Source organism: Endozoicomonas sp. G2_1 (assembly GCF_017744155.1).
Taxonomy (GTDB): Bacteria; Pseudomonadota; Gammaproteobacteria; order Enterobacterales; family Alteromonadaceae; genus JAGHQT01.
Map to the genome: position 1 here is coordinate 433198 of NZ_JAGHQT010000002.1, position 15379 is coordinate 448576.

Genomic DNA, 15379 nt, shown 5'->3' on the forward strand with positions numbered 1-15379 from the left:
AAATGACATTTAGCAGCTCAGCCAATTATTTTTTAAGCATCTTAAACTTTCTTGAAGAACGCGGTGCCTCAACTTGTGATGCACTAGCAGCCATTGGTCTAGACGATTTCGACCTCAGTGTTCACGGCCGCGGCGATCAAGACAATAACCAGCAAAGGGTCTCATTTGATCACTATGACCAACTGCTGCGCTATGCTGAATCACAACTTGAACAACCACTTTTTGGCTTTGACTTAGGCAAAGATATTAAGAGTGCCGATTTTGGCGTTTTGGGTTATTTGATCGAATCGAGCAGCAATTTAACTGCTGCTATCAGTTCGCTACTAAAGTACGATCAATTAGTTGCCAACATTGGTCATGCTGAATTTGTCAATGAGGGCAAATTTTCTAGAATTTACTGGCAACCGCATCAGGCATGCAGCCGACAAGTGATTCTACGCAACTTTACCGCTTGGGTAGCGATCGCAAGACAGCTATTAGGCACAGGACTCGCCCCCGCTAAGGTCTCACTTACCAATAATTGGTCATTACAGGAACAAGAAGAGTTGTCAGACTGGTTTGCTTGTCCAATCACCTTTGGCGCAAAGAAAAACTACATTGAATTTTCTAGCGCTTATTTAAAGCTCAATATTAACAGCGCTAACCCAATGCTATACGCCTCTTTAGAAAAGTTGTCAGAGCAACAATTGGCGCAGTTTCAGCAACACAACGGCTTAACTGAGCGCATCCAAACACTATTGATCAGTAAAGTAGAGCTGTTTGATTGCCAGATACATGATATTGCACAACTATTTCATATCTCAGTGAGGCAATTGCAACGTAAGTTGAAGGCGGAAGGAACAAGTTTTGTTAAGCTCGTCGATCAAGAAAGACAAAGAAGAGCGCAGCAGTTAATTGGCAGAGAGTCAATTGGCACAATTGCCAGTAAATGTGGCTTCAGCGAACAAAGCTCATTTAACAAAGCGTTTGCTCGCTGGTACCAATGTTCGCCATCTGAATATATCCAGCGAACAAAACAATCAAATTAAATACCGTCACCGTCGGTGTGTAAACCACACTCTCGCGGCATGCCGCCAAAGCGAGTGTCGCTCTCATCCATGCCGGCAACAAGCGGCTTGGTACTATGAGCATCACCAACAGAAACATAGCCTTGGTCCCACAACGGGTGATACGGCAAGCTGTGTTTGGTTAGATATTGGTGAATATCGCGGTTGGTCCAATCGATAATCGGATGAACTTTAAAACGACCGCGCAAAATTGAAACCACGGATAAACCTTGACGGTGTTCAGACTGCTGACGGCGAACACCAGAAAACCAGGTTTCCGCTTGCAATTCAGTTAAGCCACGCTCTAACGGCTCAACTTTATTGCGACGGTTGTAGGCTTTCAAACTCGCCTCGTCTTTTGCCCATTCTTCACCGTAACGAGCAAGTTGCCATGCAGCACTTTCTTTAGCGCTGTAAACGTGTAAATTAAGTTTTAAACGTTCAGTTAATTGGTCGATAAACTGATAGGTTTCTGGGAACAAATGTCCAGTATCCGTCAGCAACACCGGAATATTAGGATCAATCTCGGTCAGCATATGTAACATGACCGCAGATTGAATACCAAAACTCGATGACAAGACGAAATGACCAGGCAAGTTTTCCATCGCCCACTCGACTCGCTCGCTGGCAGATTGTTGCTCTAACAGTTCATTCCACTGTTTTAACCAAGGCTCCGGCAATGACGCCGGAAACTTGCTGTTAATTGCGGCTTTAGGCATGGAAGTCTCGCATACTAATAATCACTTCAGCGACAATACCTGCGCGAATGGCGAAATCACCAAAGTCTTCGTTGGCTAAACGCTCAGCTGACCAACGTGCTAACAATTGATCTAATTCAGCAATAATCGCTTCTTCAGTTAAATTTTCTTTATAAAGCTTAGGTACTCTGGTCCCTGCTTTATTGCCACCCAAATGCAAGTTGTACTTACCAGGGCCTTTACCCACTAAGCCGATCTCGGCAAGCATGGCGCGGCCACAACCATTTGGACAGCCAGTAACGCGTAAAATGACATGTTCATCCGCAAGGTTGTTTTTCGCTAACAAACCTTCAAAATCAGTGACAAAACCCGGCAAATAACGCTCAGCTTCTGCCATCGCTAATGGACAGGTTGGAAACGCGACACAAGCCATTGAATTTTGACGTTGAACGGTAACAGCATCATCGATAAGGCCATATTCACGTGCTAAACCTTCAATTAGTTCTTTGTCTTCTTTCGGTACTTTGGCAAAGATAATATTTTGGTTTGCTGTCATGCGAATATCACCTTTGTGCACTTTCGCAATCTCAGCCATACCGGTTTTAATTGGCTTGCCTGGCTTATCTAAAATTCGACCATTTTCAATAAATACCGTTAAGTGGTAGTTGCCATCAATACCTTCAACCCAACCAAAACGGTCACCGCGGCTAGTGAATTCATATGGACGGCTATCACCAAAAGTAACACCAGCGCGCTTTTCTACCTCTGCTTTAAAGGCATCAACGCCAACGCGATCTAAGGTGTACTTAGTTTTTGCGTTTTTGCGATTAACTCGGTTACCCCAGTCGCGCTGCACGGTAATAACTGCCGCGGCAACGTCTAAAGTCTTGTCCAATGGAATAAAGCCAAAATCATCAGCCTTACGCGGGTAAGTAGAGGTATCGCCATGAGTCATGGCCAAGCCACCACCTACTAACACATTAAAACCAACGAGTTGATCGTTTTCGGCAATGGCAACAAAGTTTAAGTCGTTGGCATGAACGTCAACTTCGTTATTTGGCGGCACTACGACTGTCGTTTTAAACTTACGCGGCAAGTATGTGTCACCTAAAATAGGCTCTTGCTCAGTGGTCTCGATTTTCTCTTCATCTAACCAGATTTCAGCGTAAGCACGACTCTTTGGAAGTAAGTGCTCACTAATACGCGTTGCCCACTCATACGCTTGCTGATGCAACTCTGACTCAACCGGGTTAGTGGTACACAATACGTTGCGGTTAACGTCACCAGCAGTAGCAATCGAGTCAATACCAACACTGTTTAGTGTTTGGTGCATAAGCTTGATATGCGGCTTTAAAACACCGTGAAACTGGAAAGTTTGACGGGTAGTAATACGAATTGAACCGTACTCAGTATTTTCTTGCGCAAACTTGTCAATCGCCAACCATTGGTCGGTGGTAATAATACCGCCTGGCATACGAGCGCGTAACATCACGTTGTGCATAGGCTCAAGTTTTTGCTTTTGACGCTCAGCGCGAATATCGCGGTCATCTTGTTGGTACATACCGTGGAAGCGAATCAACTGGAAGTTGTCACCGTTAAAACCACCGGTAATGCGGTCATTTAAGTCATGAGCAATTGAACCACGCAGATGCTCACTTTCAGATTTTAAGCGCTCGTTATCAGCTAACGGGCCTTGTACAATTTTTTCATCACTCATTAGTAAACATCTCTTTGGTAGCGTTTGGCACTGCGCATAGCTTTTAAATAGTCTTCGGCTTGCTCTTGGTCTTTACCCGATTGCTCGGCAATTACTTCAATTAAGGCATTGTGAACATCTTTTGCCATGCGATTAGCATCGCCACAAATATATAGGTGAGCGCCGCGCTCTAGCCATTGATATAGTTCTTGTCCGTTTTCGCGAATGCGGTCTTGAACATAGATTTTTTCTGCTTGGTCACGTGAAAACGCAACATCCATTCGGGTTAACAAACCAGATTTTAAGTAACCTTGCCACTCAACTTGGTAAAGGAAATCTTGAGTAAAGGTTTGGTCGCCAAAAAACATCCAGTTATCCCCTTCGGCATCGCGGGCATCGCGCTCTTGCATAAATGCTCTGAACGGTGCAACACCTGTGCCTGGGCCAATCATAATCACTGGCGTATCGTCGTTTTCAGGTAAGCGGAAGTTGTTGTTGTGTTCAACAAATACTTTAACGTTAGCGCCTTCGTCTAAACGCTGTGACAAGAAGCCAGAAGCACCGCCAAAACGCGTTTGCTCGCCCGCTTGATAACTCACCACACCAACGGTTAAATGCACTTCTTCTTCAACTTCAGCTTGGCTAGAAGCAATTGAGTACAAACGCGGAGTAATTTTGCGCAAAGCATCGACAAACGCTTGTGCTTCAACATTAGCTGGTGCTTGCTTAACAATATCAACAATCTGGTGATTGGCCGCGAACTCACGAGCGCTCGCTTTGTCTTGTGCTAATTTAGCTAAGTTTTCATCGCCTGAAATACCCGCCCAAAACTCAACAAAGTTTGGCGCAGTTTGGGTAATTTCAAGCTTTTCAACTAATGCTTGTTTTAAGCTTAACGACTGTTCAGCAACCTTAACACTTTGTTCACCGTCTAATGCTAATGCAGTGATCAGTTCATCGACTAAAGCTTGGTCATTGTCAAACCAGATGCCTAACGCATCGCCCACTTGGTAAGTTAAACCAGAGTCAGCTAAATCAATTTCAACGTGACGGACGTCTTTCGCTGATCGTGAGCCAGTAATTTTTTGGCTCGTAAGTAACTCAGCGCTAAACGGATTTTCTTTATTGTATTGGCTTTCTGCGACAGCTGCTGGCGCCAAGCTCACTACTGGTGCAACATTAGCATCACCCGTAAGCTCATCTTTTAGCTGCTCAACAATACTAGTGCTCCAAGCTTTTGCTTCACTTTGGTAATCGACATCACAATCGACACGATCAGCGACGCGTTTAGCACCAAGTTCAGTTAGGCGCAGGTCAAAGTCTTTACCGGTTTGACAGAAAAACTCGTAGCTACTGTCGCCAAGTGATAACACGCTATATTGTAAGTTTGGTAATTTAGGCGCTTTCTTTGAGAACAAGAATTCGTGGAATTCTATCGCGTCATCAGGTGGCTCGCCTTCACCATTAGTACTGGCAACAATCAATAAATGACTTTCATTTTTTAATGATTTGGCTTTGTACTCAGCGACGTTTTTCAAATTAACATCGATACCCGCAGCTTTAGCTTGTTCAGCTAACTGGCTAGCAACACCCTTGGCATTACCCGTTTGCGAAGCATATAAAATAGTTAATTGGCTACTTGCCGCTGCCACGGCAGCTGCTGGTAAAGTGGCCACTGAAGAATTTTCGCTTTTTGCTGCTAAATAGCCACTTGCCCAAGCTAATTGCAGCGGCGAAAAACCGCTAATAGTCTGTTGTAAAGACGCCAATTGATTAGCATCTAGCATTGTTTGATTTAGATTTTGCTGCTCTGGCAACATAAGTTTCAATTCGCCCATTTCAATTAATGGTCAAATTTTAGATGCTCACTTACAAAATGAAAAAGAATAGAAAACAATTTTTTATTCCAAAAAAGCATACTGCTATTTTTATTGTGGTTAATCAAACACTCGCGAGGCGAACAAAAATAAAACAACAATTGGCGGTTTTTCGACAACAATTAAACTCATCTGTTGTCATCAAAACGGCATTAAACTGACACCAAAATGTCACAGAAACTGACTATCTTGAGGCAAAATCACTGACCTAGATCCAAGCTATGATTAGCGTTGACAACATTATTGAGCAACAACTACCGTCATTACACAACAACACCTTGTTTGCTCGACCGATCAAAGCCATCCTACGCAAATTACTGCACGAGCGAGAATTTCAAGCATTCGAACAAGCTTACCCACACCTTAAAGGTCTCGACTTTATTGAACAGGTGCTCGACTACTTTGACTTTACCTATTCGGTATCGAGCAAGGAAAAAGAACGCATTCCCAGCAGTGGGCGAGTGGTTATTATTGCCAACCACCCCATCGGCTCACTCGATGGACTGGCCTTGCTGAAGTTAATTTCAGAAATAAGACCCGATGTAAAAGCCGTAGCCAACGATATGTTAATGGCAATATCACCACTGCGCTCTATGTTGTTGCCAGTTAACAACATGCAAGGCAACACACCTAAAGACAACTTAAAAAACATTAATAAACATTTAGCCAATGAAGGTGCGGTTATCATCTTCCCGGCTGGCGAAGTTTCCCGCTTGCGTCCTAATGGTATTAAAGACACTGCGTGGAATTCAGGTTTTTACCGCATTGCTAAGGCCGCCAAAGCGCCAATTCTGCCAATATTCGTCGACGGTAAAAACTCTGCTATCTTTTACTCGGCCTCGATGCTCTACAAACCACTAGCCACTGCGTTGTTAGTTAGAGAAATGTTTAAGCAGCAAAAAAAGAACGTCGCAGTGCGCATTGGTGAAGCAATCGAGTTTGACAGTTACAGCGATCAACAATTTCCACGTAAAACGATAATTCGCCTATTTAAAAAACACCTCTATCGACTCGCCACCAATAAATCTGGGTTGTTTAAAACTCAAACCGCGATTGCGCAACCGGAGCAGCGACAAGTACTGAAAGCCGCGTTAGAGGCTTGTCAATTGTTGGGACAAACCCAAGATGGCAAAAAGATTTACTTGTATCAACACAGTGAAAGCTCGCCCATTATGCGGGAGATTGGCCGTTTGCGAGAAATCGCCTTTCGCGCGGTTGGTGAAGGCTCCGGATTAAAGCGAGATATCGATAAATACGATGCCTATTACTACCACTTGATTTTATGGGATCAACAAGATTTAGAGATCGTCGGCGCATATCGCTTCGCCGACGCTCAAAAAGTCATGGCTGAACAAGGTAAGTCGGCTCTATACACTCATTCGCTGTTTAGCTATCAACCTGAAATGGACAATTACTTAGCGCAAGGCTTGGAGCTTGGCCGTAGTTTTATTCAGCCAAAATACTGGGGTAAACGCAGCTTGGATTACTTGTGGTTTGGCATCGGCGCGTTTTTGCACAAAAACCCACAATGTCGCTACTTGTTTGGTCCTGTCAGTATGAGTAATAGCTTTCCACAAACAGCGAAGGATTTGATGGTCTACTTTTACAACCTTTATTTTGGCTACCCAGAAAAAATTGCCGAATCACCAGAGCCATATCAATACCAACAATTGGCGCTAACCGATTTAAAGCAAACTTTCGTCGGTGAGGATTATCAAGCTGACTTTACTCAGTTAAAACACTTGCTCGCCAATATCGGCGTCAGTGTTCCAACTCTCTATAAACAGTACAGTGAATTATGCCATCAAGGTGGCGTTAACTTTCTCGCCTTTGGTGTCGATCCAGACTTTAATCACTGTGTCGATGGCTTAGTATTGGTTGACACTCACCAATTAAAAGACAAAAAACGCCAGCGTTATATCGATAGTCACGGCGCGAGTGAAACAGAATAAATAAACAATAAAAAAGGCCAATACTTATAACAAGTATTGGCCTTATCGCCGTTGTATTAGCACTTAGAAGTGCATAACAAAACCGGCAAAAACACCTTTAAAATCAATATTTGAATACAAGTCATCAAGGTCGTCTAATTCTAACTTAACGGCGCGGTAACCCAAGGTTAAGTTAACGTCGACGGCAAGGTTGTCGACCAACTCATAGCTAATCCCGGCTTGATAGTCATACAAGGTGTGATCGTCAAACGATAAAAAATTACCTTCGGCAAACACATTCCAGTCGGTGCCAGGGATGCCAACATTAGTCGCTAGGTACAACATAGGAATAATTTGTGACAACTCTTCGCGCCCAGTTAAGGTCACTGGTGGCGTTGCTGTCGTTGTTGCTGTTACGCTAACGTCGCCATCAACATCTCGACCCGTTAAGCCAAAATCAACAGATAAAACGTCGTTATCAAAAAGCTCGTAGTAGAAGGTGTAATCGATATAGCTCAAATCGAAAACAGCATCAGCATTGAGGTTGGTTGTAAAGTTTTGACCACCAAAGTCAAAACTTTGTGTTAATTGCGTTGCACCGATCGTATCCAGAGTGGTACTCGCTACTTTAACATTGGGGATAAATGGCACTGGATGCTCAAAAGCAATAAAGTAACTGCCCTGCTTTTCATCCTCAAGATTGAAATCGACCAAATTATTAGGGTTTTCGCCGAAGTTACCTTCCGCTTCAACGTCCCAATACTGGCCACCTACATAAACACCTAATACATCTGCTTGAACACCGGCAGACAACATACTTGCAACACCTGCTGCAATCACTGCTTTTTTCATCGCTTTACCCTTGGCTTAGTAGTTCATTTAAATCAATTAATGCAGCATTCGCTCGCGAGATGTAGTTTGCCATCACTAACGAGTGATTGGCCAACATACCAAAACCATCGCCATTTAGAATTAACGGACTCCAAACAGGCTGTTGACTCGCTTCAAGTTCGCGAATTATTTGCTGCACACTAACCTTAGCATTTTTTTTCATTAAAACATCGTTAAAATCAATTTCAATTGCTTTAAGGAAGTGAAGCAGTGCCCAAGTTGCACCGCGCGCTTCGTAAAACTCATCGTCTAAACGCCACCAACTAGTTTTCACTTGCATGCTGCTCGCTGTTGTGGTTGACTGTTGTGCAACGTCATCGCCAGCAAGGTCGACATTAATTTGGTCTCGACCAACACTGGCACTCAAGCGCTGAGAATAACTACCTAAGCGCTTTTCTACTTCTTTGAGCCAATCTCTTAAGTTGTCAGCACGCGCATAGAACTGTGCATTTTGACTATTAACGTCCGTTAGTGCCAAGCGGTATTGGTAAAGTTCGGCAATAGCTTTGCGATACTCACTCTCGGCACTGGGAAACGCCCAGCTTTTGTGGTCGATGTTTAATTTATTTTGTGCCATCTGTAAAAATGGATTTTCTAAAGATTGTGATTGTGAACGGCTGAGTTCTTGGCGCATAACTAAGGCTAAATCACGCGACATCTCTAACGCGCCAAACTCCCAAGCAGGGATATTGTCGAGCAATACAGATGGCGGCATCGCATCATTGGCAAGATAACCACCAGGTTTATCCAAAAGGGTTTCCGTTACTTTAATCAGCGCCGTCGTTGTTGTGTAACCAACCACGGGCATTACTTGCTCTTGCTTAGCATCTTCAGTAACCACAGCTTTAATATCAAAGCTATTCGGTTCAAAGCTCCAATAGACACCAATAAAATAAAACAATGCGATCACTGAAGTCGCGATAGCAACAACAGTTTTTGTCGAAAAATTAACAGCCATAACAGTACCTGTAATTGAAATTAAAAGACGATTTAATGATGGTGATGATGCGTTTGCTGCGCACGTTTTTGCTTAATACTTTGCACTTCTACGCGCACTAGCTGCTCTGAGCCGTTGGCAAAATGTAAGACCAGCTCGATTGATTGCCCAGCCTGAAGAGGTTGCTTAAGATCAAAAAGCATCACGTGTAACCCTGAAGGCTGCAAAACGACAGAAGTTTGCGCGGGTAAGCTAATATCTTCTACTTGGCGCATCCGCATCATGCCATCGGCCATACTATGCTCGTGTAATTCAACTCTTGGGCTAGCCGAACTCGTTGCTTTTACTATGGCTAAGTCTTTTGCACTCGCATTGGTAATCTTCATGTATGCAGAGCTAATGGTTGTACCGGGAATCGTTTCTCTGACATAGGCATCTTCTACCGTGATACCGGCTTCAGCCAATGCTTTTGTCAGAGCCAAAAAATTAAAAATAGAGAGTGTTATTAGTAAATAGATGCGTAAAGAGCCCAATGTTTTGGTAAACCTCAATAAATTAGTTACACCACTTTTCACTGACATAATCGAAATACCATCCTTTTTACTCTTTAACTAAGTTGATTAGTTGGCATTGTATACTCATTCACAACTATACCCAATATAGATAAACACTTTAATACGCGAAAAAGCAGGTGCCATTTTGTTGCACCTGCTTGAAGCGTTAGTATTTTCTAGTGGCTTTGCACCTGGGGCTTGTCCCTAACCACTAACCAAATCATCAATGCGGCTAACAATATCGGCCAAAATACACCTAACGCTAACATCACAATTGAGCCTACAACTAATAAGACCGCGAAAATCAAAGATCCAAATACGGTTAATACAATTGCCAATGCCACTAAAACCAGAATAACTGAGACAACCGCTGAAATACTAATCGCCTGTAACGGCTCAACCAATTCAGACCCCATGTAAACGTCAACATCGAGTAATTCCAACAAACTTGAACCTAGCACATAGGTAATAAATAGCGTCGCAATAATGGCTAATATTAATGATTTTAAAAATGACATTTTTCGCTTCCTTTTTTAGTTGTTGGTTCGTTGATTAGTTTAACGGTTACTCTCGCGTTGAAACGCTGGTATTGGTTCCACCTTTGACTCGTAGACGTTGCTTAATAGCGGGTTGGCATTAAGGCTGCAGCAACGAAATAGGCAACAACGGTGACAACAGGCATACTAAACAAGGCAAATAATGCAGCAACTCGAACCAATAATCTTGGCACCTCATAGTGTTTCGCAATGCCAGAACAAACACCTGACACTTGTTTATTAACTAAATCTTTTGCTAAGGTTTTGCGTGATAAATATTCTCTTTTATAACTCATCGTTATTCTCCTAATCGGTTACAACACTCGTTGAAATCAATGACGTCAAAATCAGTCTTAGATCATTGCTTCAACAGTGGCTTAGCAACCATAAACAGCCAAGCCACGGTAAAAAAAGTCACTACGGGTGCCAATGTAATGGCAAGCAAAATCAATCCGTTATCACTTGCCATAACCATTAACCGTTGACGACTTTCACAGTCTGTTGTTTCAATTGCGCCAACTCTTGCTCAATAGCATCATCAGTTTCGAGTGCTTTAATTTGGCTGTCTAAATCTTTTGCTGAGGTCAAGTCATAAGCTTCCACTTGAGCTTCGACATCATCAATTTTTTGTTGATAGCGCTCAAATTTAGCAATTGCTTGGTCAATATTGTGTACAACCGCTTTTTCTCGCACTTTTAACCGAACTTCTGCTGACTGCTGACGTAACACATAAACTTCTTGGCGTCGCTTGGCTTCGGTTAGCTTTTCTTGCAATCGATTACTATCTTCTTGGACAGCGGCAAGTACTTCATCTAGTTGCGCCAACTGTTCAGTTACCGTGTCTAGCTCTGCTTGGCTGTTATGTTTTTCAGCCAGTGCAGCTCTTGCTAAGTCTTCGCGATCTTTGGCCAAAGCTAATTCAGCTTTACTTTGCCAATGTTCAACACGTCCTTGTAAATACTGAGATTGGCGCACAATGCTTTTCTTCTCAGCAATGTTCTTCGCTGCGGCTGAGCGCACTTCAACCAAGGTTTCTTCCATCTCTTGGATGATTAAACGAATCATTTTCTCAGGGTGTTCGGCCTTATCTAACATGCTGTTAATATTGGCGTTAATAATGTCTGTAAAACGTGAAAACATACCCATAATTTCTCCTCCTATTACTCTGCTGAATTCTTGTCTTGTGGTTGCTTAACTTGTTCCGCCATTTCCACTTGCGCATCTTCGTCATTAGCATTGTCAAACCATGACAAAGGTGCTGATAAGCTAAACTGTTCGATATGTTGTTGAATGCTTTGCTCAACTTCTTGTGCAATTACGGCAATCGCTTGCTCGCTTTGTGTCACTACTGTGTGAGTAACAAGAGTTTCAAAAGAAACCTGCTCAGCATTTGCTGAACCTGCTGTTAAACCACCGATTAATAAAACACTTGCTGCTAGTTTTTTGCTGATTAAATTTTTCATCGCTTGTATCCTTTTGTATTCTGGTTAAGTAATCAATCAACGACATATCTGATTGTTTGATATACCTATAACAAGCTATGTGCCAGCTCGAAAATATTTTTTAACCACTTGATTTTATTAAAAATAATAAAAAACACAGACACACCAACCAAAACAAGACATAATATGTCTTACTATTTTTTAGTTTTTTTGACCACATAAGTAACAAAATTAACCACATTCAATTTATTCATGCCATGACCAAAGAAACTGATCACATTGAGCTCAGTAGCTGTGACCAAATTGCAAGACGTGGAGAACCACGAAAGGTAGAAAGGTAGACTCTAGGATGTATTAGTCGTTGATAAAGATAAGGGATAGCGGTAAAGGCCATGTATAAAAAAGCCAGATACCTTTCGATATCTGGCAAAAGTAATAACTTGGGAGTTATTATTCCTATGGGAACTGTTTTAAAATGTATTAACCTTGGTAACGAACGACTTTTTGCTCTTGTACACCTAAGCCTTCAATACCTAAGCGCATAACATCACCTTCTTTGAGGTAAAGTGGTGGATTCATACCCAAACCGACACCAGGCGGTGTTCCTGTACTAATAATGTCGCCTGGCTGTAAACTCATAAACTGACTTAAATAACTGACAATATAAGCAATCTTGTAGACCATGGTTCTGGTATTGCCGTCTTGCATGCGCTTGCCATTTAACTCGAGCCAAATATCGAGGTTGTGAGGATCTGGCACTTCATCTGGTGTCACCAAATATGGACCTATCGGGCCAAAAGTATCGCAACCTTTACCTTTACACCACTGACCATGACGCTCTATTTGATATTCCCGTTCAGACAAGTCATTCACAACACTATAGCCAGCGACATAATCTAGCGCATCGGCTTCACTGACATACTTCGCTTCTTTACCTATGACAACAGCAAGCTCAACTTCCCAATCACTTTTTTCTGACTTAGGCGGTAGTTCAACTTGGTCATTTGGTCCGGTAATTGACGACGTTGCTTTAAAGAAAATTACTGGCTCAGGCGGTACTTCCATGCCTGATTCTTTGGCGTGATCGGAATAGTTCAAACCAACACAAATCATTTTGCCCGCACTGGCAACAGGCTCTGCTATGCGCGGAGCTCCCTCAACCAGTGGCAGAGCATCAACATTGACATCAGTTAGCTTTTCCAGACCACCACTGGCCAGAAATTCGGCATTAAAGTCACTGACAAGGCCTGACAAATCGCGAATATTCCCTTGTCCATCTAATATACCCGGTGACTCTTGACCCTTTTCACCAAATCTCAATAATTTCATAATTTTCTCTTACTTTGAATAACTTGCTAATTCGAGTTGTTGTTAGCTGTTTAAGGTAATAAAGCCGCCATCAATCGGCACATTAGTCCCAGTGATAAAGGCAGATTCATCGGAGCACAAGAATGCAATGAGCGCGGCAATCTCTTCGGTTGTCCCCATTCGACCAATAGGCTGGGTTTGTGACAACTTTTCAAACATTTCACTTTGATTATCGGGATAATTCTTAGCAATAAAATTGTCGACAAATGGCGTGTGTACTCTCCCTGGTGCAATACAATTACAACGGACACCGTAATTGACGTAATCTTTAGCAATAGAATAAGTCATCGCCAAGACCGCGCCTTTAGTCATCGAATAAGCAAATCGCTCGCTGACACCAACGTTTGACGCTACTGAGGCAAGATTTAAAATCACACCTTTTTGCTGTGCTTTCATCGCCCCAATAAGCGCATGAGTTAAGTTATAAACACCCTTAATGTTGACTTGATATAAGCGATCCAAATCCTGCTCTGTGGTTTGCTCTAAATTGCCAACATGCGCAATACCGGCGTTATTAACTAAAACATCAACTTTGTGATCAACTAAAATGTCGGCAATAAGCTTATTAACATCTTCAGTGCTCGCAACATTGCAGCTATATGCATAAGCTTGACCGCCAGCCTCTCTAATTTGCTCAACCACTGATTGAGCAGCTTCAAGATTTAGATCAAGGACAAGTACCGTGGCGCCTTCGTTCGCCAAACGCAAACTCGCAGTAGCACCAATACCGCTGCCACCACCAGTAATCACTGCTGTTTTGTTTTCAAATCTATTCATTTCTTTTATCACTACTCAACACTAACTACCAATTTGACGGACAGGCAAACAAGCAGGGCCAATCGCTTCAAACTGTTTATAAGTAATTAAACACTCTTGATGACCAAGGGCTTCAGATTTCGACTCTTGACCAGCGGCAACCTGTTTAACCAGTTCGAAAATCTCGCTGCCAACCTCATCGACACTGGCTTTACCTTCAACAATTTTGCCCGCATTGACATCCATATCGCCTTCCAGCTTTTGGTAGGTTTCAGGATTAGCGCAGACTTTAATCACCGGAGAAATGGCAGAACCAACCACTGAACCTCGGCCAGTGGTAAACAAAATAACGTGGCTGCCAGAGGCGATCATTTCGGTGATTTCGGCATTGTCAGAAATATTGGGGAAACCAAATTTAGGGTCTCCATCTGGCACCACATCCATCAAGTACAAACCGCCCTGCGGTGCTAAATCACCCGGCTTAATTAAACCGTGAATTTTAGACGCGCCAGACTTGGCATAAGCCCCCATAGATTTTTCTTCTTGGGTGGTTAAGCCACCTTCAGCATTACCCGGTGCAAAGCTGCCATAGCCCATGGCGCGATAATAATCTTCAGCTTTTGCCACCGAGCGCATAATTTCTTCACCAAGCTCAGGTGTTGCCGCGCGTTCAGCCATAATTTGCTCACAACCAATGAGCTCGCCGGTTTCTTCAAACATACAAACCGCGTCTTGTTCAACGAGCATATCGAAGCAACGTCCCACAGCTGGGTTAGCGCTAATACCGCTAGTGCCGTCGGAACCTCCGCAAATAGTGCCCACAACAAGCTCATCGACTGACATGTCGACCATAGCAACATCGGCAATCTGTGCTTTCATTTTATCGACTGCTGCTAAGCCAGCTTCAATCGTCGACAAAGTACCACCGGATTCTTGAATGACTAAGGTTTCAATTGGTCTACCACTGTCAGTGACGGTTTTTGCTAATGCTTCGCGGTTGAAACCCTCACAACCAAGTGACAACAAAACGACACCACCAACGTTAGGATGAGTACAAAGCTGTTTAACAATTTTTAATGAATAGTCGTTTGGATAGCAGCCGGGAAAACCAATCAACTGAACAGCACTGTCGTCAGCCTTATTGACTATCGTACGTGCAACATGATGTGCGCACTCGACTAAATAGGTGACAACAATAACATTGCGAATACCTTTGCGGCCGTCGCTGCGTAAATAGCCTTTCATGATTATTCCCCAACCTTAGCTTGTCTTGTGTAACTGGCCATGTAATCACTTTTCATATTGTGAATATGAACGTGTTCCGCAAAACCAACTGGCTTCACCGTTGAACCTATCGGCGCACCGTACTTTATGATTTTTTCGCCAACTTCTAGCGGCGTGCGAGCAATTTTATGGCCGACGGTAATTTCAGTGGCCATTTCAACTTCCTGTTGCTCAACGATTACTTTCTCGCCAGCGGCAACCTTGCCACAACAGACCAAAACGTTGTCTTCATCACTCAATAGTACAAAGCGTTTATCATTCATCATGCGTTACCAAAATCGATGATGCCACACAAAACATCATTTAAAATATAAAACGTCATTTCATTTTATATTTTGAATGTTTATTGTCAATGACTATTTC

17 protein-coding genes are annotated in these 15379 nt (G+C 42.9%); 3 read left to right on the forward strand and 14 right to left on the reverse strand.

Annotated features, from left to right (window positions below; translation table 11 throughout):
• Nucleotides 1–2 precede the first annotated feature (2 nt).
• Entirely contained in the window at nucleotides 3–1028 is a 1026-nt protein-coding gene (locus tag J7384_RS04990) for an AraC family transcriptional regulator (RefSeq protein WP_209111768.1), read from the forward strand.
• Here the strand turns inward: J7384_RS04990 and J7384_RS04995 are convergent.
• The 3 genes from J7384_RS04995 to J7384_RS05005 are packed head-to-tail and all read right to left on the reverse strand — an operon-like array spanning nucleotide 1025 to nucleotide 5278.
• Nucleotides 1025–1765, reverse strand: a complete 741-nt coding sequence (locus J7384_RS04995) for a phosphoadenylyl-sulfate reductase (protein ID WP_209111769.1) — start codon at nucleotides 1763–1765, stop codon at nucleotides 1025–1027. The two genes, J7384_RS04990 and J7384_RS04995, sit on opposite strands and share 4 nt — an antisense overlap.
• Nucleotides 1758–3461 (reverse strand): assimilatory sulfite reductase (NADPH) hemoprotein subunit, encoded by a 1704-nt coding sequence (gene cysI, locus J7384_RS05000; RefSeq protein WP_209111770.1) that lies wholly within the window; start codon nucleotides 3459–3461, stop codon nucleotides 1758–1760. Before cysI ends, J7384_RS04995 begins: the two co-directional genes overlap by 8 nt.
• Nucleotides 3461–5278, reverse strand: a complete 1818-nt coding sequence (locus J7384_RS05005) for an assimilatory sulfite reductase (NADPH) flavoprotein subunit (RefSeq protein ID WP_247741626.1) — start codon at nucleotides 5276–5278, stop codon at nucleotides 3461–3463. The genes cysI and J7384_RS05005 overlap by 1 nt, the downstream gene beginning before the upstream one ends.
• Nucleotides 5279–5538: 260 nt before the next feature.
• Here J7384_RS05005 and J7384_RS05010 point away from each other — a divergent pair, with 260 nt between their 5' ends.
• Complete coding sequence (locus tag J7384_RS05010) at nucleotides 5539–7269, forward strand: lysophospholipid acyltransferase family protein (RefSeq protein WP_209111771.1); 1731 nt, start codon at nucleotides 5539–5541, stop codon at nucleotides 7267–7269.
• Nucleotides 7270–7332: 63 nt separating this feature from the next.
• On the opposite strand, the gene J7384_RS05015 is transcribed toward J7384_RS05010, so the two are convergent.
• From J7384_RS05015 to J7384_RS05035, 5 genes are all read right to left on the reverse strand, one after another.
• Nucleotides 7333–8100, reverse strand: a complete 768-nt coding sequence (locus tag J7384_RS05015) for a TIGR04219 family outer membrane beta-barrel protein (protein ID WP_209111772.1) — start codon at nucleotides 8098–8100, stop codon at nucleotides 7333–7335.
• Between the two features lie 4 nt (nucleotides 8101–8104).
• Complete coding sequence (locus J7384_RS05020; protein ID WP_209111773.1) at nucleotides 8105–9097, reverse strand: DUF2333 family protein; 993 nt, start codon at nucleotides 9095–9097, stop codon at nucleotides 8105–8107.
• Nucleotides 9098–9129: 32 nt separating this feature from the next.
• Nucleotides 9130–9657: a copper chaperone PCu(A)C gene (locus tag J7384_RS05025; protein WP_209111774.1), complete on the reverse strand. Its 528-nt coding sequence runs from the start codon at nucleotides 9655–9657 to the stop codon at nucleotides 9130–9132.
• Nucleotides 9658–9806: 149 nt separating this feature from the next.
• Complete coding sequence (locus J7384_RS05030) at nucleotides 9807–10148, reverse strand: hypothetical protein (protein WP_209111775.1); 342 nt, start codon at nucleotides 10146–10148, stop codon at nucleotides 9807–9809.
• Nucleotides 10149–10249: 101 nt separating this feature from the next.
• Complete coding sequence (locus J7384_RS05035) at nucleotides 10250–10462, reverse strand: PspC domain-containing protein (RefSeq protein WP_209111776.1); 213 nt, start codon at nucleotides 10460–10462, stop codon at nucleotides 10250–10252.
• Between the two features lie 39 nt (nucleotides 10463–10501).
• Here J7384_RS05035 and J7384_RS05040 point away from each other — a divergent pair, with 39 nt between their 5' ends.
• Nucleotides 10502–10651: a hypothetical protein gene (locus J7384_RS05040; RefSeq protein WP_209111777.1), complete on the forward strand. Its 150-nt coding sequence runs from the start codon at nucleotides 10502–10504 to the stop codon at nucleotides 10649–10651.
• Here J7384_RS05040 and pspA read toward each other — a convergent pair.
• The 6 genes from pspA to J7384_RS05070 all read right to left on the reverse strand — a co-directional run bounded on the left by pspA (nucleotide 10641) and on the right by J7384_RS05070 (nucleotide 15282).
• On the reverse strand, nucleotides 10641–11312 hold the full coding sequence (pspA, locus tag J7384_RS05045; protein ID WP_209111778.1) for a phage shock protein PspA: 672 nt from the start codon (nucleotides 11310–11312) through the stop codon (nucleotides 10641–10643). The two genes, J7384_RS05040 and pspA, sit on opposite strands and share 11 nt — an antisense overlap.
• A 14-nt stretch (nucleotides 11313–11326) precedes the next feature.
• The gene (locus J7384_RS05050; RefSeq protein ID WP_209111779.1) at nucleotides 11327–11629 is read right to left on the reverse strand and encodes a hypothetical protein; all 303 of its coding nucleotides are present in this window, start codon (nucleotides 11627–11629) and stop codon (nucleotides 11327–11329) included.
• A 459-nt stretch (nucleotides 11630–12088) separates the two neighbouring features.
• Nucleotides 12089–12937 carry a fumarylacetoacetate hydrolase family protein gene (locus J7384_RS05055; RefSeq protein WP_209111780.1) on the reverse strand — a complete coding sequence of 283 codons (849 nt, stop codon included), beginning with the start codon at nucleotides 12935–12937 and terminating at the stop codon, nucleotides 12089–12091.
• A 42-nt stretch (nucleotides 12938–12979) separates the two neighbouring features.
• A complete protein-coding gene (locus J7384_RS05060; RefSeq protein ID WP_209111781.1) occupies nucleotides 12980–13753 on the reverse strand; it encodes a glucose 1-dehydrogenase in 774 nt (257 codons plus the stop codon).
• Between the two features lie 21 nt (nucleotides 13754–13774).
• Nucleotides 13775–14977: a UxaA family hydrolase gene (locus J7384_RS05065; protein WP_209111782.1), complete on the reverse strand. Its 1203-nt coding sequence runs from the start codon at nucleotides 14975–14977 to the stop codon at nucleotides 13775–13777.
• Nucleotides 14978–14979: 2 nt separating this feature from the next.
• Nucleotides 14980–15282 carry a UxaA family hydrolase gene (locus tag J7384_RS05070; protein WP_209111783.1) on the reverse strand — a complete coding sequence of 101 codons (303 nt, stop codon included), beginning with the start codon at nucleotides 15280–15282 and terminating at the stop codon, nucleotides 14980–14982.
• Between the last annotated feature and the right edge of the window lie 97 nt (nucleotides 15283–15379).

Excerpts from the sequence above, each read along its gene's own strand:
- J7384_RS04990 (WP_209111768.1), top strand. The coding sequence starts at position 3 with ATGACATTTAGCAGCTCAGCCAATTATTTTTTAAGCATCTTAAACTTT.
- J7384_RS04995 (WP_209111769.1), bottom strand. The coding sequence starts at position 1,765 with ATGCCTAAAGCCGCAATTAACAGCAAGTTTCCGGCGTCATTGCCGGAG.
- cysI (WP_209111770.1), bottom strand. The coding sequence starts at position 3,461 with ATGAGTGATGAAAAAATTGTACAAGGCCCGTTAGCTGATAACGAGCGC.
- J7384_RS05005 (WP_247741626.1), bottom strand. The coding sequence starts at position 5,278 with ATGGGCGAATTGAAACTTATGTTGCCAGAGCAGCAAAATCTAAATCAA.
- J7384_RS05010 (WP_209111771.1), top strand. The coding sequence starts at position 5,539 with ATGATTAGCGTTGACAACATTATTGAGCAACAACTACCGTCATTACAC.
- J7384_RS05015 (WP_209111772.1), bottom strand. The coding sequence starts at position 8,100 with ATGAAAAAAGCAGTGATTGCAGCAGGTGTTGCAAGTATGTTGTCTGCC.
- J7384_RS05020 (WP_209111773.1), bottom strand. The coding sequence starts at position 9,097 with ATGGCTGTTAATTTTTCGACAAAAACTGTTGTTGCTATCGCGACTTCA.
- J7384_RS05025 (WP_209111774.1), bottom strand. The coding sequence starts at position 9,657 with ATGTCAGTGAAAAGTGGTGTAACTAATTTATTGAGGTTTACCAAAACA.
- J7384_RS05030 (WP_209111775.1), bottom strand. The coding sequence starts at position 10,148 with ATGTCATTTTTAAAATCATTAATATTAGCCATTATTGCGACGCTATTT.
- J7384_RS05035 (WP_209111776.1), bottom strand. The coding sequence starts at position 10,462 with ATGAGTTATAAAAGAGAATATTTATCACGCAAAACCTTAGCAAAAGAT.
- J7384_RS05040 (WP_209111777.1), top strand. The coding sequence starts at position 10,502 with ATGACGTCAAAATCAGTCTTAGATCATTGCTTCAACAGTGGCTTAGCA.
- pspA (WP_209111778.1), bottom strand. The coding sequence starts at position 11,312 with ATGGGTATGTTTTCACGTTTTACAGACATTATTAACGCCAATATTAAC.
- J7384_RS05050 (WP_209111779.1), bottom strand. The coding sequence starts at position 11,629 with ATGAAAAATTTAATCAGCAAAAAACTAGCAGCAAGTGTTTTATTAATC.
- J7384_RS05055 (WP_209111780.1), bottom strand. The coding sequence starts at position 12,937 with ATGAAATTATTGAGATTTGGTGAAAAGGGTCAAGAGTCACCGGGTATA.
- J7384_RS05060 (WP_209111781.1), bottom strand. The coding sequence starts at position 13,753 with ATGAATAGATTTGAAAACAAAACAGCAGTGATTACTGGTGGTGGCAGC.
- J7384_RS05065 (WP_209111782.1), bottom strand. The coding sequence starts at position 14,977 with ATGAAAGGCTATTTACGCAGCGACGGCCGCAAAGGTATTCGCAATGTT.
- J7384_RS05070 (WP_209111783.1), bottom strand. The coding sequence starts at position 15,282 with ATGATGAATGATAAACGCTTTGTACTATTGAGTGATGAAGACAACGTT.